Annotated in this window: 19 protein-coding genes and 6 tRNA genes; 15 read left to right on the top strand and 10 right to left on the bottom strand. The window is 36.1% G+C overall.

All coding sequences use genetic code 11. The features are described from left to right. Positions 1 to 144: 144 nt before the first annotated feature. A complete protein-coding gene (locus EL260_RS15485) occupies positions 145 to 1,293 on the bottom strand; it encodes a methionine aminotransferase (RefSeq protein WP_123856200.1) in 1,149 nt (382 codons plus the stop codon). Positions 1,294 to 1,574: 281 nt separating this feature from the next. On the opposite strand from EL260_RS15485, the gene EL260_RS15480 reads away from it, so the two are divergent. The 8 genes from EL260_RS15480 to EL260_RS15445 all read left to right on the top strand — a co-directional run bounded on the left by EL260_RS15480 (position 1,575) and on the right by EL260_RS15445 (position 10,998). Further along, positions 1,575 to 2,114, top strand: coding sequence for a DUF2867 domain-containing protein (locus EL260_RS15480; protein WP_123856199.1), 540 nt, complete (start codon positions 1,575 to 1,577; stop codon positions 2,112 to 2,114). A gap of 179 nt (positions 2,115 to 2,293) precedes the next feature. Further along, entirely contained in the window at positions 2,294 to 4,180 is a 1,887-nt protein-coding gene (locus EL260_RS15475; protein ID WP_123856198.1) for a DNA topoisomerase IV subunit B, read from the top strand. 29 nt (positions 4,181 to 4,209) lie between these two features. Then, a complete protein-coding gene (locus tag EL260_RS15470; RefSeq protein ID WP_123856197.1) occupies positions 4,210 to 4,686 on the top strand; it encodes a hypothetical protein in 477 nt (158 codons plus the stop codon). A gap of 8 nt (positions 4,687 to 4,694) precedes the next feature. Next, positions 4,695 to 7,286 (top strand): DNA gyrase/topoisomerase IV subunit A, encoded by a 2,592-nt coding sequence (locus EL260_RS15465; RefSeq protein WP_123856196.1) that lies wholly within the window; start codon positions 4,695 to 4,697, stop codon positions 7,284 to 7,286. A gap of 40 nt (positions 7,287 to 7,326) precedes the next feature. Beyond that, the gene (locus tag EL260_RS15460; RefSeq protein WP_123856195.1) at positions 7,327 to 7,968 is read left to right on the top strand and encodes a rhomboid family intramembrane serine protease; all 642 of its coding nucleotides are present in this window, start codon (positions 7,327 to 7,329) and stop codon (positions 7,966 to 7,968) included. A gap of 30 nt (positions 7,969 to 7,998) precedes the next feature. Continuing rightward, complete coding sequence (locus EL260_RS15455; RefSeq protein ID WP_123856194.1) at positions 7,999 to 9,087, top strand: helix-turn-helix domain-containing protein; 1,089 nt, start codon at positions 7,999 to 8,001, stop codon at positions 9,085 to 9,087. A 160-nt stretch (positions 9,088 to 9,247) separates the two neighbouring features. Next, positions 9,248 to 10,033, top strand: coding sequence for an SDR family NAD(P)-dependent oxidoreductase (locus tag EL260_RS15450; RefSeq protein WP_123856193.1), 786 nt, complete (start codon positions 9,248 to 9,250; stop codon positions 10,031 to 10,033). Then, complete coding sequence (locus tag EL260_RS15445; protein WP_123856192.1) at positions 10,030 to 10,998, top strand: NAD-dependent epimerase/dehydratase family protein; 969 nt, start codon at positions 10,030 to 10,032, stop codon at positions 10,996 to 10,998. The genes EL260_RS15450 and EL260_RS15445 overlap by 4 nt, the downstream gene beginning before the upstream one ends. Before the next feature lie 142 nt (positions 10,999 to 11,140). Here the strand turns inward: EL260_RS15445 and EL260_RS15440 are convergent, their stop codons facing one another. The 7 genes from EL260_RS15440 to EL260_RS15410 all read right to left on the bottom strand — a co-directional run bounded on the left by EL260_RS15440 (position 11,141) and on the right by EL260_RS15410 (position 17,344). Next, positions 11,141 to 12,700 carry an L-type lectin family protein gene (locus EL260_RS15440; RefSeq protein WP_228445481.1) on the bottom strand — a complete coding sequence of 520 codons (1,560 nt, stop codon included), beginning with the start codon at positions 12,698 to 12,700 and terminating at the stop codon, positions 11,141 to 11,143. 7 nt (positions 12,701 to 12,707) lie between these two features. Beyond that, positions 12,708 to 13,283, bottom strand: a complete 576-nt coding sequence (locus tag EL260_RS15435; protein WP_123856191.1) for a hypothetical protein — start codon at positions 13,281 to 13,283, stop codon at positions 12,708 to 12,710. A 672-nt stretch (positions 13,284 to 13,955) separates the two neighbouring features. Beyond that, positions 13,956 to 14,315, bottom strand: a complete 360-nt coding sequence (locus tag EL260_RS15430) for a DUF4180 domain-containing protein (protein ID WP_123856190.1) — start codon at positions 14,313 to 14,315, stop codon at positions 13,956 to 13,958. A 43-nt stretch (positions 14,316 to 14,358) separates the two neighbouring features. Further along, on the bottom strand, positions 14,359 to 15,207 hold the full coding sequence (prmC, locus tag EL260_RS15425; protein ID WP_123856189.1) for a peptide chain release factor N(5)-glutamine methyltransferase: 849 nt from the start codon (positions 15,205 to 15,207) through the stop codon (positions 14,359 to 14,361). Continuing rightward, positions 15,208 to 15,966: a peroxide stress protein YaaA gene (yaaA, locus tag EL260_RS15420; protein WP_123856188.1), complete on the bottom strand. Its 759-nt coding sequence runs from the start codon at positions 15,964 to 15,966 to the stop codon at positions 15,208 to 15,210. A 4-nt stretch (positions 15,967 to 15,970) separates the two neighbouring features. Further along, on the bottom strand, positions 15,971 to 16,672 hold the full coding sequence (locus tag EL260_RS15415) for a CPBP family intramembrane glutamic endopeptidase (RefSeq protein ID WP_123856187.1): 702 nt from the start codon (positions 16,670 to 16,672) through the stop codon (positions 15,971 to 15,973). Positions 16,673 to 16,732: 60 nt separating this feature from the next. Next, positions 16,733 to 17,344, bottom strand: coding sequence for an L-threonylcarbamoyladenylate synthase (locus EL260_RS15410; protein ID WP_123856186.1), 612 nt, complete (start codon positions 17,342 to 17,344; stop codon positions 16,733 to 16,735). Positions 17,345 to 17,445: 101 nt separating this feature from the next. Here EL260_RS15410 and EL260_RS15405 point away from each other — a divergent pair. The 6 genes from EL260_RS15405 (at position 17,446) to EL260_RS15380 (ending at position 18,073) form a co-directional block, all read left to right on the top strand. Further along, positions 17,446 to 17,518, top strand: a tRNA-Met gene (locus EL260_RS15405). 38 nt (positions 17,519 to 17,556) lie between these two features. After that, positions 17,557 to 17,629, top strand: a tRNA-Met gene (locus EL260_RS15400). Positions 17,630 to 17,667: 38 nt separating this feature from the next. Further along, a tRNA-Met gene (locus EL260_RS15395) sits at positions 17,668 to 17,740 on the top strand. Positions 17,741 to 17,778: 38 nt separating this feature from the next. Then, positions 17,779 to 17,851, top strand: a tRNA-Met gene (locus EL260_RS15390). Between the two features lie 38 nt (positions 17,852 to 17,889). Next, positions 17,890 to 17,962: transfer RNA gene (locus EL260_RS15385), tRNA-Met, on the top strand. Positions 17,963 to 18,000: 38 nt separating this feature from the next. Then, positions 18,001 to 18,073, top strand: a tRNA-Met gene (locus tag EL260_RS15380). A gap of 40 nt (positions 18,074 to 18,113) precedes the next feature. On the opposite strand, the gene EL260_RS15375 is transcribed toward EL260_RS15380, so the two are convergent. Together EL260_RS15375 and EL260_RS15370 are read right to left on the bottom strand one after the other, a co-directional pair. Continuing rightward, complete coding sequence (locus tag EL260_RS15375) at positions 18,114 to 18,371, bottom strand: Ada metal-binding domain-containing protein (RefSeq protein ID WP_123856185.1); 258 nt, start codon at positions 18,369 to 18,371, stop codon at positions 18,114 to 18,116. 116 nt (positions 18,372 to 18,487) lie between these two features. Beyond that, complete coding sequence (locus EL260_RS15370; RefSeq protein WP_123856184.1) at positions 18,488 to 19,201, bottom strand: 2OG-Fe(II) oxygenase; 714 nt, start codon at positions 19,199 to 19,201, stop codon at positions 18,488 to 18,490. A 164-nt stretch (positions 19,202 to 19,365) separates the two neighbouring features. Between EL260_RS15370 and EL260_RS15365 the strand changes: the two genes are divergently transcribed. After that, positions 19,366 to 19,812, top strand: a complete 447-nt coding sequence (locus tag EL260_RS15365; protein WP_123856183.1) for a GNAT family N-acetyltransferase — start codon at positions 19,366 to 19,368, stop codon at positions 19,810 to 19,812. The last annotated feature ends 185 nt before the right edge of the window (positions 19,813 to 19,997 follow it).

The raw sequence follows: 19,997 nt of genomic DNA, 5'->3' as shown, positions 1-19,997 counted from the left end.
TTAGTAAGTTAGTTACACGAATATAAGAAAAGTTTTAACAGTAAATCACCTATTGAAGAAAAAATATATTGTATTGTGTGTTTCTGGAAATAAATAAGTTCCCTGATGTCAGGTTAAAAATACTTCTAATACATCTTACAATAATTATACTTTTGAAAGATTTTCTAGTGCTCTTTCTAATGTTTCCTGTTTCTTTGCAAAACATAACCTGATTACATTTTCATTCAGCTTATTTTTGTAAAATGATGAAAATGGGACACTTGCTACCTTATGATTAATAGTTAATTCACTGGCAAAATCAAAATCATTTTTATCTGAGATTTTAGAATATTTTACTGCCTGGAAATAAGTTCCTTCACAATCTAGCAACTCGAAGGACGTTCCAGAAAGTCCTTGTCTTAGGAAATCTCTTTTTTCCTGAAAGAATTGATTAAGATGAAGGTAATGTTCATCGTTTTTCATATACTCCGCTAAAGCAAGTTGAATAGGAGTGTTCACACAAAAAACATTGAACTGATGTACTTTTCTGAACTCATCTGTTAAGGCTTTGGGAGCGGCACAATATCCTACTTTCCAGCCTGTAACATGAAATAGTTTTCCAAATGAGGCTACAAGAAGACTTCTTTCTTTAAGCTCAGGGTATTTACAGATACTTAAATGCTGTTTTCCATCAAAAACAATATTTTCATACACTTCATCGCTTAAAATAAGGATCGAAGTCCCTTTGACCAATTGAATCAGCGCATTGATATCTTCTTCTTTTAAGATTTTTCCTGACGGATTATTCGGATTGTTGAGGATAATCATTTTGGTTTTATCACTTACCAGGCTCTTTACAGTAGCCCAGTCGATTTGATAATCAGGAGCTTTCATTTCAAATCGTTTTACAATACCTCCAAAAAGCTCTACAGTAGGTTCATAACAGTCGTAAGCAGGCTCAAAAATAATCACTTCATCATCTTTTTTGATAAAAGCAGCAATAGCGGTAAAAATAGCTTGAGTTCCCCCTGCTGTCACCGTAATTTCTGAATCCGGATGATAGGTACTTTGATGACTGTTTTCTATTTTTCTGGCAATTTCCTCCTTTAAACCAATCATTCCTCCCAATGGAGCATATTGGTTGAACCCTTTTTTTACAAAGTGATCTACATGGTTTAATAACTCGGAATCCGGCATGAAATCAGGAAATCCCTGAGAAAGATTAATCGCTTCATTTTCATTGGCAAGCTGGGTCATTTGGCTGAAAATAGTAGTTCCTACATTGGAAAGCTTAGATAAAGGAAGTTGTATCATATAAACAGATTTTGTTGATCCCGAATTTAATGAATTATTTAAAACGCTGTTCATTTACATACTTCTATTCTTATCAATGTTTAGAATACAGTAAAAGCTGCTTTTTTAGGTTGACATTATTTGTGGCATTTAAATAGCTGCGTAATCAGCAAAATCTATAAGGCTTTTATCGACAAAAACAATTTAAACACTTGTTTGAAAAATATTTTTTTTTGCTTTTAAATATGCTGGGTGATGCTTACATTTGTTATGCTAAAAATAATTTTTTAAAACCAATGATCATGAAAATTAAGAAGATTGAATTTCCGGCAAGATCCATTTTGTCTCAAGGAAATGAAAAGTTTGATTATGTAGATAGTTTTGAAGGTGGACTGGTAGGAAACGGGCAGAATTTTAACATTACACAAATAGGGAAAGCTTTTTTTACAAGTGGACCAAAATGGGGGAAGAAAATGTTTGCTATCAGGAATAAGATGGTAGGATTATTTGGTTTGAAAACCGGTGCAGAAAATGATCCGGAGAAAGATGCTGATAGCTTTACCTGTGAGGTAGGAGAGCGTGTCGGTATTTTTAAGATTTTTGATAAAACCAGCAATGAAATTATTCTTGGTGAAGATGATAAACATCTGGATTTCAGAATTTCTATTTTATTTGATAAGAACCAAGGTGGACAGGATGAAAATTCTTTAACAATCTCTACTACGGTAAAGTTCCATAACTGGCTGGGAGTATTGTACTTTTTACCAGTACGGCCGTTTCATAAGCTCATTGTTCCGGCTATGCTTAAAAATATTATAGGCAAGCTGGAAAGTGCGGCATAATAATTTCAGAGGGTAAGTGTCGGAACACAGACATTTACCCTTTTATATTTCATTCAATTAAGTCTACTTTTTTGTGATGTTAATCTTGATTTCAGGAAGAATGTTGATAAAAAAATGAAGATTAAAATTCGGATAATTTTGGACAATTTCGTACTTTTGTATGTTTGCTGAAATCATATATGTCACAAGAAATAAATCCAACCTACTCGGAAGATAATATCAGAACCCTCGATTGGCAGGAACATATCCGTCTGCGTCCCGGAATGTACATCGGGAAGCTCGGTGACGGGTCCTCTGCTGATGATGGTATTTACATTTTACTTAAAGAAATTCTGGATAACTCCATTGATGAGTTCAGGATGAGATCCGGTAAAAGAATTGAAATAAAGCTGGATGACGGAAAGGTCACTATTCGTGACTTTGGCCGTGGAATTCCGCTGGGAAAGGTAGTAGATGCCGTTTCCAAAATGAATACCGGAGGTAAATACGACAGTAAGGCATTTAAAAAATCTGTCGGACTGAACGGGGTCGGTACAAAAGCTGTAAATGCCCTTTCAGATTATTTCAGAGTACGCTCTTTCCGTGATGGGAAAATGAAGGTGGCGGAATTCTCCCGAGGGATGATCAAAGAAAACTTTGATGAAAAAGAAACTTCGGACAGAAACGGAACCGAAATTTCATTTATTCCGGATGGAGACATCTTCCTGCATTTCAAATACAGAAAAGAGTATATCGAAAGAATGCTCCGTAATTATGCCTATCTGAATCCAGGATTGAAAATAGTATTCAACGGGGAAACCTATTTTTCTGAAAATGGTCTGAAAGACCTTTTAGAGGAAGAACTGGAAAGTGATACTCTTTATCCGATCGTTCATTTAAAAGGGGAGGATATTGAATTGGCAATTACCCATTCTGATAAATCACAAACGGAAACTTATTTTTCATTCGTTAACGGACAGAATACAACGCAGGGTGGTACTCACCTTAATGCTTTCCGTGAAGCCTATGTGAAAACCATCCGTGAGTTTTTCAATAAGAATTTTGATGCTTCCGATATTAGAAAATCAATCATTGCCGCTATTTCCATCAATGTAGAAGAACCGGTTTTCGAATCCCAGACCAAAACAAAGCTGGGATCTAATGATATGGGGCCTAACGGACCTACCGTAAGGACTTTTATTATTGATTTTCTTAAAAGTAAACTAGATAATTTCCTACATAAAAATCCTGAAATAGCTGAGGCCATCCAAAGAAAAATTCTGATCTCTGAGAGAGAGAGAAAAGAACTTTCCGGAATCCAGAAGCTGGCAAGAGAAAGAGCTAAAAAAGTATCTCTGCATAATAAAAAACTTCGTGACTGCAGGCAGCATTATAACGATCAGAAAGCTGAGAGAAAAGGAGATTCACAGATTTTTATTACTGAGGGAGATTCTGCATCAGGATCTATCACCAAATCAAGAGATGTAGAAACACAGGCGGTATTCTCGTTAAAAGGAAAACCTCTGAACTGCTACGGATTAACGAAGAAAGTGGTGTATGAAAATGAAGAGTTTAACCTTCTTCAGGCTGCTTTGAATATTGAAGAAAGTTTGGAGGACCTGAGATACAATCAAGTAATTATTGCAACGGATGCCGATGTTGATGGAATGCACATTCGTCTATTAATGATCACATTCTTCCTGCAATTTTTCCCGGATCTGATTAAAAATAATCATCTTTACATCCTTCAGACCCCGCTATTCCGGGTTAGAAATAAAAAGGAGACAAGATATTGCTATACAGAAGCAGAACGAGTAAAAGCCTTGAATGAACTTGGGAAAAATCCTGAAATTACACGATTTAAAGGGTTAGGGGAAATTTCTCCGGATGAATTTAAACATTTCATCGGAAAAGATATCCGTTTAGAACCGGTAGTAATTGGAAAAGATCAAACTATAGATCAGCTACTAGAGTTTTACATGGGAAAAAATACACCAGACAGACAGACTTTCATCCTTGAGAACTTGGTGGTGGAAGACGATTCTGATATTGATAAAAAACACATTCTTGATGAAGTAAGCAGCTAATACCTGATGAGCACCATATAAGAATCACAATGAGATTAAGTAACCGTAGTAAAGCATCATTTTATAACTTTATAAGCACGCTGTTGATGATGATGGTCGTGTTTGGAATTGCAGGATTTTTAGTTAATAAATATAGATTTCATACGCTAGGCAATGAAAGCTATCTGATGATAATTGTTCCCATAATGCTGTTGATTATCTTTCACCTTAACGGACGACAGATTTTTGAATATGACAGTGATGGTGAAGCACTGCATTTTAAGAATAGGAATATCATTCCTTTTTTAAGCAAACCTCTTCACGATGAGTTTCCGAAATATAAACTTATAAAATATGACGTAGTTCGTATTTTCTTTATCAAAAGATTATACATTACCGTTTCAAGTAAGAATAATGGTTCCACTATGTTGAAGTACCAGATTTCTTACCTGACCAGAAAAGAAGTAAACGATTTAAAACTCTCTCTGAATAAAGTAGTAAAAGCTAATAAAGAGAAAAAAGATTAATATAACAGATGACGACAGAAGAATATTCGCATGAGGGTGAAAGCTTAAAGAAAGTTTCCGGTCTATATAAAGATTGGTTTCTGGATTATGCTTCCTATGTAATTTTGGATAGGGCAATTCCTTCGGTATTTGACGGGTTAAAACCGGTTCAGCGAAGAATTATGCACTCTATGCGGGAACTGGAAGATGGCCGTTACAATAAAGTGGCCAATATCGTGGGAAATACCATGAAGTATCACCCTCACGGGGACGCCTCTATTACGGATGCCATGGTGCAGGTAGGACAGAAAGAATTACTGATTGATACTCAAGGAAACTGGGGGAATATCTACACAGGAGATTCTGCTGCGGCAGCGAGGTATATTGAAGCTAGGCTGACTCCTTTCGCCCTGGAAGTAGTCTTTAATCCTAAAACTACGGAATGGACAAAATCCTATGACGGTAGAAATAATGAGCCCGTTGATCTTCCTGTAAAATTTCCATTGCTTCTTGCACAAGGGGTGGAAGGAATTGGAGTAGGACTTTCCACAAAGATTCTTCCGCATAACTTTAATGAGCTTATCAATGCATCTGTAGCTTATCTAAAAGGAAAGAAATTTGAGGTTTATCCGGACTTTTTAACAGCCGGTTACCTGGATGTATCAGAATACAATGACGGTCACAGAGGCGGAAAGGTAAGAGCCAGAGCTAAAATCACCCAAACAGACAAACACCTGTTGGTGATCTCTGAACTTCCTTATTCCAAAACAACGAGTGACCTGATCGATTCTATCCTAAAAGCCAATGAGAAAGGAAAGATTAAGATCAAGAAAATTGAAGATAACACTTCCGATAAGGTTGAGATCCTGATCCATATTCACAACGACGTATCTCCGGATAAAACGATTGATGCCCTGTATGCCTTTACAGACTGCCAGGTAACAATTTCGCCGAATGCCTGTGTGATTGTGGGTGATAAACCAATGTTTATGAATGTTTCTGATATTCTGAAAATGAATACGGATCATACGGTATCATTGCTGAAAAAAGAACTTGAAATAGAACTTCATGAGCTTCAGGAAAGCTGGCATTTCTCTTCACTGGAAAGGATTTTCATCGAAAACAGGATCTATCACGATATTGAAGAAGTGAAAACCTGGGAAGATGTTTTGAAAACCATCGACAAAGGATTGAAGCCTCATACCAAGCATCTTTTAAGAGCAGTAACAGAAGAAGATATTTTAAAATTAACCGAGATCAGGATCAAGAGAATTTCGAGATTTGATTTAGATAAATTTAAAGAAAATATAGCCTCTCTTGAAGGTAAAATAGAGCAGGTAAAACATCATCTTGCCAATCTGATAGCCTATGCTATTGAGTATTATCTGAATATTCAGAAGAAATACGGAAAAGATAGACAGAGAAAAACAGAACTTAGAATCTTTGATACCATTGATGCAACCAAAGTAGCTGTTGCCAATGAGAAGTTCTATGCTAATTTTGAAGAAGGCTTTATCGGAACATCATTGAAGAAAGATCAGTATATGTTTGACTGTTCAGATATTGATGATATCATTACTTTCAGAAAAGATGGTAGCATGAAGGTGGTAAAAGTGGAAGCTAAAACATTTATCGGAAAAGATATTCTCCATGTGGCCATATGGAAGAAAAATGATAAGCGAACCGTGTACAACATGATCTACCGTGAAGGCAGGGAAGGACCTTATTATATGAAACGTTTCTCTGTAACCGGGGTTACCAGAAATACAGACTATCCGTTAGCTTCAGATAAAAAAGGTTCAGAAACATTATACTTTTCAGCCAACCCGAATGGGGAAGCAGAAACCGTTACGGTTCTTTTAAAGCCAAATCCTAGAATCAGAAAGAATAAAATGGAGATCAATTTTTCTGATCTTGCTATTAAAGGACGTGATTCTAAAGGAAACCTGGTGACCAAATATGCAGTGAAGAAGGTAGACCTTAAAGAAGAGGGCGTTTCTACACTGGCTCCAAGAAGGATTTGGTTTGATGATACAGTAAGAAGGTTGAATGCTGATGTAAGAGGTACCTTGCTGGGTAGTTTTAAAGGAGATGATAAAATATTGACAATCAATACTAATGGAGAAGTAAAGCTTGTTTCTTTTGATTTAGGAAACCGTTTTGATGATGAATATCTGGTCTTGGAAAAATGGAAGCCTGAGCAGCCCATTACTTGTATTTATTATGATGGTGAAAAGCAGATCTATTTTATCAAAAGGTTCCTGCTGGAAAATACAGTAAATGTACAGACCTTTATGCCATCTGAACATCCGAATTCATTTATAGAGAATGTCATCGTAGCCAATGATGTAACAGCAGAAATTATTTTTGCAAAAGATAAAGGGAAAGAACGGGATCCGGAAACCATTAATATCGACGAATTTATTGCCATAAAAGGGATAAAAGCGATAGGAAATCAGTTTACGAAATTTAAGGTAAAAGCCATTAATATTACCATTCCAGAACCTGTAGAAGAAGAACCGGAAGTATATGAAGAACCGGAGCCAGCCGGAGATATGGATGAAGATGGCGGAATCATCGGAGATCTATTCCAGGGCGAAGAAGAAAATGAAACCGAGTAGGAGATAACAACTTCTATTTAACAGTAAATAAAAACATCAGATGGATATATTTGTTTTGATTATTATTGCCGTTACTTGTGTATTCAGTTACATGGGGTTCAATAATACCGTTTTATTTGAAAAATATAAATTCAATGTTGGAGCAATTGCCAACCGTAAAGAATATATAAGGCTGATAAGTTCTGCATTTTTGCATGCAGATTTTATGCACCTGTTTTTTAATATGCTTTCCCTATACTTCTTTCAGGGAGTGGTGGTTCACTTTTTTGGAGAAGTTGGATTCTTAATGATCTATTTCGGATCAATGATCCTTGGAAACCTATTTAGCTTGCAGATTTACCAGAAACAGCCTTGGTATTCCGCTATCGGAGCTTCAGGAGCTGTTTCAGGGATTATTTTTGCGTCCATTGCGATGGCTCCCAATGAGATCAGTGTAAACTTTTTACCGGGATGGTTATTTGGGACATTGTATTTCGGATATTCTGTTTACATGATGCTGAACCCTAAACAATGGGACAACCTGGGACATGCTGCCCATCTTGGAGGAGCATTTTTCGGGCTTGTATATTCTATTGTATTACATCCGCAGCTGGCCATGAGTAATATTTTATATCTTGGAGTCATGTCACTACCATTGATTTACCTGGGATATCAGATTTTTATCAGGAAGCGAATAAGATAAAAGCTTTTTTAATCTAAAATATCAAAACCAATGAACACATCAGAATTCAATAGTTTCATCGTGATACTTATCTATGGTTCATTGGTTTTGCTTTCTCTGCTGAACATTGCCAATCCTTTAAAGGTTAACCGGAAAGCCAATTTCTGGTTCGGAATTTTTCTCTTTCTTTGGTCTACATTCTGGCTGGATGAAGTTCTTTTCCTCATAACTGGCTCAGTTATAGAGTTCCACTCCTTATTTCCGATCCGGATTGTACAATATCTAACCCCTGTCTTTTTTTATTTCAGCGTATTATTTCATACCAATCCCTCTTTTAGATTTAAAATAACAGATATAAAGTTTCTGGTATTGCCAGCGGTATTTTTTGTATTTCTTGTATTGGTTAAACTGGGGTATACTCATCCTTTTGAGTTTCTAAGTATCCTCCTGATCTTGGTTCAGGCATTGTTTTATACTGTTCTTTCTTATATCACCATCAGAAAACATCAGCGAAACATCCAGCAGTTTTCTTCCAATACCGAAGGAATCAATCTGAATTGGCTGGAATATATTATCCTCGTCATTCTTGCAGTGAATATTATTTATGTAGTATACAATCTGTTTTATGATCCTAAATCTTTAAACTTCTTTATCAATGCAGTATTCCTTGTGGTCATTTATTGCGTTGGTTATTATTCATTAAAACAGAAAGAGATTTATCCGTTAGAAGAAAAACAACGTGAAGAATTAATCTCTATTCAGGATGACGTTGACTCTGAAGAGGTAAAAAGGAAACTGATGCCGGATGAAGAACTCATAAGAATCAAAACGCAGCTTGAACATATGATGGAAACTAAGAAGCCTTATCTGGATAGTGACTTGAATCTCATCAAACTGGCAGATATGCTTACTGTTACTACTCATCATTTATCTTATGTTATCAATACTGGTTTTCAAAAGAATTTTTTCCAATATGTGAATGAATTCAGGGTTGAATATGCCAAACAGCTTCTTAAAGATTCCGGAAGTAAATTATCCATTCTGGGAATCGCTTATGAGTCAGGTTTCAATTCCAAGACTTCCTTCAATACTACTTTCAAAAAAGTGACCGGGCAAACTCCTTCCGAATTCAAAAAATAAGTTCCGATTTATAAACTTTTACTTTGTAAACATATTTAATTTATTGATTATCAGCTGCTTGATTTTGATTTGTTTTTAGGTTGAAAATAGGTTCGTTCAGATAATCCGGAACATTCAAAGGAGGTTTCCATGATAGCTTTGTACCGTAAAATTTAATCTTATGGATACCAAAGAATCATACGCTGTGGTGACGGGAGCAAGTCAGGGACTGGGAAAGGCCTTCGCTGAAAACCTGGCCAGAAAAAATATCAATCTTATTCTGGTAAGTCTTCCCGGTCAGAATTTAAAAGAACTTTCCCGGAATCTTGAAGAAAAGCACCCTATAAAAGCTTATTGCTATGAAGTTGACCTTTCTATTAATGAAAACGTAATGAAGCTTACAGAATGGCTTAATTCGTCTTTTAATATCCATATCCTGATTAATAATGCAGGTCTTGGGGGAACAAAGAAGTTCACTGAAGCTACATCCGATTATATCAACACCATTTTGCAGGTCAACGTAACCGCAACTTCTCTTATTACCCATCAGCTGTTACCTAATCTTTTGAAACAGCCTAAAGCATATATTTTAAATGTTTCAAGTATGGCTGCATTCTCTCCTATAGGCTTTAAGACGGTATATCCGGCCTCCAAAAGTTTTATTCATTCCTTTTCAAGAGGACTGCATGAAGAATTAAAAGATACAAATGTTTTTGTAAGCGTGGTGAACCCCGGAGCTATGAAAACCAATGCTGATGTCTGTAAAAGAATCGAAAAACAAGGCTTCTTTGGAAGACTGACGCTTTTAAATCCTGATAAAGTAGCGGCTCGGTGTATTCGGCAGTTATTTAAAAAAGATTCCGTAATTATGGTCAATCCAATAAGCTGGCTGATGATGAAGATTCTTCCCATATGGATTAAGCTTCCCCTGATGACTCAAGCGATAAAAAGAGAGATCGAGGCATGAAAAAAGTTTTTGTAACCGGAGCTACAGGGCTTCTGGGAACCAATATTATCATTAAATTATTACAAAATGGTTATTCTGTTATTGCTCTGGTGCGCCAGAAAAGCAAATATCTGGGTGAAGAAAATGAAAACCTGAAACTGATTGAAGGTTGTATAAGCTCTGATCTGTCATTATATCTTGCCAATGTTGACTGTATCATTCATATAGCTGCAGAAACGAATCAGAACCTGATCCGTTATGAAAAGTATAAAAAAGTAAATTATGATATTACGGCAAATTTGTTCTCTCAGGTGGAAGTTTGTGGGGTAGAACGATTTTTGTTTGTGAGTTCGGCCAATACGATTGGATATGGAAGCCAGGAATATCCCGGAAATGAAGAACAGCATCAGAAATACCCTTTCACAGATTCTTTTTATGCACAAAGTAAACTGAGTGCTGAAACTTACCTTTTGGAGAACTGTAAAAATACAAAAGTGGTCATTTTAAATCCCACCTTCATGATTGGGGCTTACGATAGAAAACCAAGTTCCGGAAAGTTGATTTTTTGGGCGTGGAAAAAGAAACTGATCTTTTACCCAAAAGGAGGGAAGAATTTTGTTCATGCAGAAGATGCAGCCAATGGCATAATCAATGCTATGGAAAAGGGGAAGAATGGAGAAAAATACTTATTAGCCAACGAAAATTTAAGCTACAAACAGTTTTTTGAAAAGATAAATGAAACTGCCAATCAAACCCCAATGATGATTCCTATTCCCAATATATTATTGAATATTTTAGGATGGGTTGGGGATATTCTGAGGAGATTAGAAATAAAAACCAATCTCTGCACTTCAAATATGAAAGCACTCCAGATTCACAACTATTACACTAACCAAAAGTCGGTAGATGAGTTGAAAATTCAATATCAACCGATCAATAAGGCCATAGAAGATGCAATTAATTATTTTAATTCGAAAGAGAAATGAAGAGTGGATTTCATGATATTTAAACAAACAGTCCGTTCTTATAAAATGGATCTTTTATGAGGATAATATCCTTTCATACGATTCATCCGGAAATACAAAAAAACCGACAAAAGTCGGTTTTTAAATTTTAGTATTTTGTTTCCTATGGATTGCTTTGTATTTTTTGAGTGATATTTTTATTGGAAACTATACAGGCTTTACTACAATTATTAGCAGTGGAAATATTAACTTGTATTAATCCAGGCATAGATCGATAGTCTTCATGATTATAAGGACTTTCTGAGCCATCCCTTCCTCCGCCTTTGATGTCATATCTTATTTTGGCTACTCCGGTAAATCCGTTAGCAGGTTTAAAAGCTAATTTTCCTGTGGCTGGATAATAGGTCCATGTTCCTTCGCTATTGGTGTAGACCCCTCCGCTTATATTAGGAATAACGGCACCATTAATATCTAAAAACCGGAATGAATTAAAATCAATATTATCGTAAGAAGAAACAGGTGGATTTTGACCATTTTTTGAGGTATAAGCGGCATCATTCAGAAGGGGAGAGTATGTGGATTTTATTCCCGGACATCCTGCAAACAGATCATCAGTAACTTCAGCGGCATAAGGTCTGGTAACTCCCAGGTTTTTTAGCAGGTGTATATTTTTAGCATCTCCGGTTGAAGCGGCAAATCCAATCCTGAAAGTGGAAGGAGGAGAAGTGTCCAGCGTTCTTACCTGATTATTTTGCATGGCATTCTCTGTATATTTTAAAGAGGTGGGATAATAGTAGCTGTCAATAATCTTTTCTTTAACATTGCCATGCTGAATCTCTACTGTAATATTATAGCCTCCTGCAGGATTTGGAATTAAGTTGATATAAGCCTTACGGAATCTGGCATCAGAATCATCCTGGGGAATTGAATTTCCTCCGTTTTCCATAGTAAACTTGCTAAAAGTGGAATTTTGAGTCGCCATATGCTTTCCGGTCTGAACATTTAAGTATATCGAACGGTTGTTGCTTGAAGGAGCTGCGTTGGTTGCTGTACTGTAAAGCAACGGATAACCATTGTATCCGGCAGGTTCCGAAGATGAAAGATACTGATTACCACGTTTACCTCTTAAAGTTACATTACTTCGGCCATCAGCTATAGACACATCGGTAAGTCCGTTTCTTGTTCTGTCCCCCTGACGAAATCTGGTTTTAAAATTTCCGAATTCATCGAGACCGATTCCCAGATAAGCTCCCCTCAAACCTTCCAGATTTCCTCCTTGTCTTGAATTTCTCATCACAAAAGTATAGCCTAGTCCTCCTCCAAAATAACCAAGATTAAGTTGGTCTTTGGGAATAGATCCATCCACTAAAAATATGGAGATTCCATCACCTCCATTGGAACTTCCACCATAGATGACATATTCAAATTCGAATTTAATTCCCTGATCACTGGTGAATTTTCTGTCCGCAAGGATAACACCTCCGGATATATTATTCACATTTCTGGTTAGCCTTAAACCGTCCGTTGTAAAAGTAGCATCATTCTGAATTCCGCTTGTTGTTACCTTATACGCTTCCTGGGGTTGCAGTCCCTGGGTAAAATTAACAAAATAAGGAAACCCTGTACCTTGTTGATTTTGGGCTACAATGTCTTGAGAGAAAACGAAAAAGGAAATAATAAACAGAGTTTTTTGAAGATATAAGATTGAAATATTTCTGTTCATAACTCCATTATTTTACAACAAAAACAATATTAATAAAAGAACAGTCTGTGGCCGCAGCTCTTACATCATACGTCATTACTCCTGTATCAGAAATAGAAATATTTCTGAATACGTTAGGATCAGCATCTGTCACATAATAATAAAGATCTTTGCTTGAAGGAAAGAAAGGGATGGAAGCAGGAGCACTCGTGCTTTTTGCTTTTGGAGTTCCAAATTGATTTTTATATAAGGTATAGAGATCTTTGGTTTGAGCGGTGGCATTTTGAGAAGTATCGAAAGATACGCTGGGCATATAAAACATTTTGACAGCATTTCCACTGATACATAGCCAATCCGGGCTGGAAGGTGTTCCTATATTCTGGCTTAAACACTTTTTATCCGTGTCATAAATAAGAAGTGAATTGGCAGGATTGGCGATAGCATCCCTTTTAGCTGTGGTAAGTCTTGGAATCAACATTCCTTTGTTTTGGCTGTAAACCTCTAAAGCTGCACTGGCATCTGGATTTGGTGTGTTAATCCCAACCTGTGCATGCGCAAATGAACTCATTGTAAAAAAAACAATTGATAAGAAATAATTTTTCATCCTAAGTGTATTTATTGTATGTTAACTTGTTTGTTTTTAATGTTAATACTCTCTTTTAAATGTGTTTTTATGGTTGTTTTTTGGTAAAAGACAATGGCATTAGAGTTTTCTGACAGTTTTAGTTCTATCAAAAAATATTTCATTTATATCAACCTGTTTGAGTTGATACCTTATTGAATAAGATTAGACTATGTAAATTCTTTGATTGTGATAAGATCAAGTAGCAGATATAATAAATACAAGCCTCATAGCTGAGGATGACCTTTTATTCTGCAAAAAAAATCAAAAAATGAAATGTGTTAAATAGCCATACTCAGTTGAATGGCTACTAAAAAAGTATAATTCATAATGCTTGTGTTTTATGCAAATATATAAATAATTTATTTTAATTGCTTGTTTTGTGATAATTAATTCTGTTATAATTTAATTTTTAAACTAAAATTTAATTTTTCATTAGTATTTTTATATATATGATAATCATAATAGATTATTTTTGTACAGCTTGGTATAGGGAACATCTTGATTTCAAATTTATTAGATAAAAAAATAAACCCTGTAAGATAACTTACAGGGAATTTTAGGGTATAATAGGTATCCAATTATTTTCAAAGGGATTTTTGGCAGAATAAAATGTAAGTATACTTATCAATAAAGATCTTATCGCAATTTTTGTTATTTTGAAAAATTTTCAAGAGCTTCTTCAAGCATTGAAACAAAGTTGATGTGTTGAGTCTTATTACTTTCAAAGATAAAATCCCTCATGCTTTTGCTTTCATACTTACTGAAATCCCCAACAATAGCCAATCCGATACGATAGTTAGAAAATTTTTGCAGAATTTCTCCGGCAATTTTGGTTTTCAGGTCAAAGAAATCAGGGGTGATGTTCTTTTCGTAGAGAATTACTTTATCAAATCCCTGATAATAAATATTTCCCATAAGATCGAGTCCGTCATCTGCAGATTGGATGATGATTGTATCAGAACTTACTTCTGCAATTTTTAGAGTTCCAACATTATGTGGTTTGATGACCATGATTTCTATACTGTATAGTAATGTTTATAAGCAATAAAATTACTTATTTTCTTCCATAAATAAATCGGTCATTTTCAGATAAGTCTTTTAATAACTGTGCATTGGAAAAGTAATGATACAATTCCAGCGTTTCAGGACCTAACTTTTGATTGATTTCTAAAAATAAAAGGCCATTGTTTTTCAGATGCTCTCTGGAGTCCTCTGCAATCTTTCTGTAAAAAATTAAAGCATCAGAAGTAGGAGAGAAAAGAGCCATGGTAGGTTCAAATCCTTTTACGGAATCTTCGATCTCTGTTTCTTCTTCAATACCTATGTATGGCGGGTTTGAAATGATAACGTCATATTCTTCATCTAGCTGAGTATTCAGATAATCTGCATGGATCAACTTAACCTCAAGCTGGTGATAAGCTGCGTTACGATTTGCCGTTTTCAGAGCCTTTTCAGAGAAATCGATAGAAGATACCTCCGCCTCTGGAAAATGCTTTTTTAAAACCAAAGGAATTACACCACTTCCTGTTCCGATATCCAGAATCTTCAGTCCCGAATCATTATTTTCTAAATTTTGAATCTCCCGGATGGCTATTTCCAGCAATTCTTCTGTTTCAGGGCGTGGGATCAAAACATGTTCATCCACGAGAAATGTCATTCCGTAAAATTCAGTTTCTCCCAGAATCTGCTGATAAGGTCTTCCAGTTTTTAAAGCGGAAACTAGCTCGTGAAGTTGCTGTTCGTCGTCAGTCAGAAGTTCCTGTTCAGAAAATCTTCTTTGCTCAAAAGAATCAAAGCCTACTATTTTCTGGAGGAATAGGGAGGTTAAAAAAGCACTTTCCGACTCAGTATAAAGGTCGGAAAGTTCTGCTTTGAAATATTTTTTAAATGTTGATATTGTCATTTATCTCGTAAAAACCAGTTTTGTATCAGTAGATTTTTCGTCATCAATTCTATACCCTTCATAATTGAAAGTTTTTACATCATCCAGGGTTTTAGCCTGAGTTTCGGCACAGAATCTTACCATAAGACCTCTTGCATGTTTTGTATAGACTACAATCGTTTTCAGTTTACCGTCTCTTAATTCATAAAAATCAAAGTCGATAACCTGGTGGTTTAATTTTTTTCTGTCAATTACTTTTCCATACTCATTACTGGCCAGATGAAGAAGAACTTCTCCTTTTTTCATTTCGGTGTTCAGTTGTTCGGTGATTTTCTCTCTCCAGAATTCATACAAATTTTTGTACTGATCGAACTCAAAATGGCGTCCCATTTCCAGTCTGTAAAGCATGACTTTATCAGAAGGTTTCAGAAGGCCATACAATCCGGAAAGCATTCTGTAGTTTTTTTGAAGGTAATCTACTGCATCTTTGTCAAGCGTTTTGGCATCCAGCCCTCTGTACACTTCGCCTGTAAAAGCATACATGGCAGGAGCGGACTCTTTGGCTGTAGGTTTTGCTTTCCATTTTTGATTTCTTTCCCAGTTTTCATCAGCCAGTTTGGGCGAGATTTCCATAAGCTCGGAAAGATATTTTGGTGATTTTTCTTTTAAATAAGTTTGTATAAAAGCTGCCTCTTCAATGAATTTAGGTGTAGTGGTTTTCAACAGGTCCGTTGAATTTTCTACGTTCATTAATTTGGCAGGTGATGTTACAATTTTCATAATGTTAAAATACAGATAAATGTTTAAAATCAATAAAATTCATGACCATCAGAGTGATAAAATCAATCATAAAATGACAGACAATAAGAATTTTAATATTTGAATATTTTTTATAAAACATAGCAAAAACAGCTCCAATGAAGAAAGGTACTACCACCTGACCAATGGTTCCGTAAGTGCTGTGAAGAATTCCGAATAAAGCCGCGGAAACTAAAATCCCCAAAAGAGGACTGTTGTATATTTTCTCAATTCTGGGCTGTATATATCCTCGCATCAAAAGCTCCTCTACAATTCCTGCTGTAAGGCATGTAAAAATAATTAAAAAATAATCATTTTTAAAGAGCGAGGTGAACTGCAGAATCTTGTTACTTTCTTCTTTATGGATTAAAAACTGGATCAATCCGTTCAAAATGGCTCCTCCGAATACGCAGATCAGATATAAAAAGACGATTGCTTTTATGTTGAATATAATAGAATACTTCTTTTCTTTTATAAGTAAAAAAGAACCCTTTTCAATCAAAAGACTGTACAGAAATATAATAAGTAAGACGGTCCATATAGCAATTCTGCTGAGAGAGAAAGTGTTTCCCGAAACAGCCTTTACTCCTGTAATCATACTGATAACAGGGAAAACATAGAGCATCGTTGTACCTAAGAGTACAAATGTGAGCAGAATTCCCACAGAATATTTTCCGTTATTCCCCATAAATCTATCAACCGTAATTCTTACGCTAAACCAGAATCTTAAAAGTCAAAAAATTCTGAATTAAATGATCCCTTTCCCCTGACGGATAATTTCAGGTTCTCCTGAAGTAAGATCCACAATCGTTGAAGCCACATTATCTCCATACCCTGAATCAATAACAATATCTACCAGGTGATCGTATTTTTCAGCAATCAGTTCCGGGTCTGTAGAGTATTCGATAATTTCATCATCATCTCTGATGGAGGTTGAAGCAATAGGATGGCCTAGTTTTTCAACAATAAGCTGTGGAATGGGATGATCGGGAACACGAATACCAATTGTTTTATGACCTTTATAAGCTAAAGGTAAACTCTTGTTAGCGTCTAGAATAAATGTAAACGGCCCTGGAATATGACTTTTCAAAAATCTGAAAACCGAAGTATCAATAGGTCTTGTAAAATCGGAAAGATGACTCAAATCATTACAGATTATTGAAAATTTTGACTTTTCAAGCTTTAATTTTTTCAGTTGGGCCAACTTTTCCATGGCTTTTATATCAAAAATATTACAGCCAAGCGCATAAATTGTATCTGAGGGATAGATAATTAATCCACCATTATTTAATGTTTTAATAACTTCATTCACAAGGTTTTCCTGTGGGTTGTCGGGATAAATTTTTAATATCTTTGCCATAAAACAAAGATACAAATAATAAAATAGTTTTCATAAAAGTCCTTTATTTAAAAGAAAAATTAGGATTTTTAAAAAATAGCCGTATCTTTGCAATCCAATATCGCGGGATGGAGCAGTAGGTAGCTCGTCGGGCTCATAACCCGAAGGTCATCGGTTCGAGTCCGGTTCCCGCTACTAAGCAAGTGTTTTCGGTAAACACTCTAAAAATACACCGCGGGATGGAGCAGTAGGTAGCTCGTCGGGCTCATAACCCGAAGGTCATCGGTTCGAGTCCGGTTCCCGCTACTAAGCAAGTGTTTTCGGTAAGCACTCTAAAAATACACCGCGGGATGGAGCAGTAGGTAGCTCGTCGGGCTCATAACCCGAAGGTCATCGGTTCGAGTCCGGTTCCCGCTACTAAGCAAGTGCTTTCGGTAAGCACTCTAAAAATACACCGCGGGATGGAGCAGTAGGTAGCTCGTCGGGCTCATAACCCGAAGGTCATCGGTTCGAGTCCGGTTCCCGCTACTAAGCAAGTGTTTTCGGTAGACACTCTAAAAATACACCGCGGGATGGAGCAGTAGGTAGCTCGTCGGGCTCATAACCCGAAGGTCATCGGTTCGAGTCCGGTTCCCGCTACTAAGCAAGTGTTTTCGGTAAACACTCTAAAAATACACCGCGGGATGGAGCAGTAGGTAGCTCGTCGGGCTCATAACCCGAAGGTCATCGGTTCGAGTCCGGTTCCCGCTACTCAACGAGAGAAGTAATATAAAATTACTTCTCTTTTTTTTTACTTTAAATGTTGGATTTGTTGCAACTTCCATCGTTGATATTCTTCTTTCATGCAATGGCCGCAGGGACGATACCCATTTTGAAAAGCCTCCTGAACATCAGTAAAGAAAACCCGGTTTTCTTTTTTTATTCTTTTTCCTGATTTACAGCCAAGTAATCCATAGATTTTTAGTTTTTTATTTCCACCCAGAAGAATTTCGTTCTTCCGGATTTTACTTCTTAGTTCAGAATCTGAGAGTTGTGAATGTAGGATCATATTTTTAGTAAGGAAGTTGGAGGTTGGAAGAGGAGTGTCTTGAAAGCCTGAAGTTTAAATATTTTTGTATTGTACTCAATTGTATTAAATGATCGTTATTGATTTCCCGCCCGCTATCATTTCTCTGCATCATGGAAAATAATTCCAAGGGCATAACGTTTTCCGGTTTTTACTTCACTTACCCCATGTTTCATATTCACTCTGTAATACCCTTTTGTTCCTTTCTCGGGTTTGAAATGAGTAGTGAAGATGAGAATGTCTCCTTTCTTAGGTTTTAAAACAATTGCCTTGGATTGTGCTCTTGGCACTTGTTGGGTAAGAACGAATTCTCCACCCGTAAAATCCTTTTCTGGTTCGCTCAGCATCAGTACAATCTGAATAGGAAAATAAAGATCTCCATATAAGTCCTGGTGTAAAGTATTAAAACCACCTTCACCATATTTCAAAATCAAAGCAGTAGCTTTTTGTTGATTATTAGAGTGGCATTGCTGCAAAAAATTACTGTGTTCTGATGGAAAAGATATATCAATATTCAAAGCTTTAAACCAAACATTAGCAATAGATGATAGGTGAGGATAGATGTAAGTGCGGATGGTTTGAAGCAATTCCGGTAATGGATAATTAAAATATTTATATTCACCCAGGCCAAAACGATGCCTTGCCATCACCACAGTCTTTCGGTATAGTTCTGCTTGATCGTAGTTGGAAATGAGTGTATCACATTCATCTTTTGATAATAGATTGGGAATAATGGCGTACCCGTTCTGATGCATGGATTCTGTCGTGAGCTGCCAATCGGTATTTTCAATTCTTTGGAGTAGATCTGTCATTTTTTTTGCTTTTATGGAACAAAGATCTGAAGTTGTAAGGACGTATAAAATCCGGAACATGCGGTATTTTTAGCCTTCTGGACTATCATTATAACATTAATCTGGATGGTAAATCCAGTCCTGTTTAAAGGTACTTTTGCTATGTTAATAAAATACCTATAACAATGAATTACACAATTAAAAAAGCAAGTCTTGAGGATCTTAATGAAACGGCGGAATTATTTAATCTTTACCGTGTTTTTTACAGACAGGAATCTGATGTAGAAAAAGGAAAAGCATTTCTTAAAGAAAGATTCCTGAATAGTGAGTCTGATATTTTCCTTGCTTGGGCTGATGGCAGAGCTGTAGGATTTGTACAGCTTTATAAATTATTCCATTATACCAAATTACAAAAACAGTGGTTGCTAAGTGATTTATTTGTACATCCTGACTATAGGGGAAAAGGGCTTTCTGTTGCGTTGATTGACCGCAGTAAACAATGGTGTGAAGAAACAGGAGCCTGCGGACTGATGCTTGAAACAGAAAAAACAAACGAAATTGGTAATGTACTGTATCCGCGTTGCGGGTTTGAATATGACGGATTACACAATTACTACCAGTGGTGGAAATAGTGAATAAATGAATGTAGGGTTGAAATGAAAATTCTTTCTGCCATTAGTTATTTATACGTAATGATGAGTAGTATTATTTCTACAATTACTGGCATTTAATTCTACAGCTATTCTTTTATGAGTAGGAGGCATAGTCCTATTTTTGTACTGCTCTTATAGATCAGAGGTAGGACAATTGATTCTAT

Origin of the sequence: Chryseobacterium nakagawai, from assembly GCF_900637665.1 — a bacterium.
Taxonomy (GTDB): Bacteria; Bacteroidota; Bacteroidia; order Flavobacteriales; family Weeksellaceae; genus Chryseobacterium; species Chryseobacterium nakagawai.
Note: the sequence above shows the minus strand (reverse complement) of the source record. Positions and strands in the feature narration are given on the sequence as shown.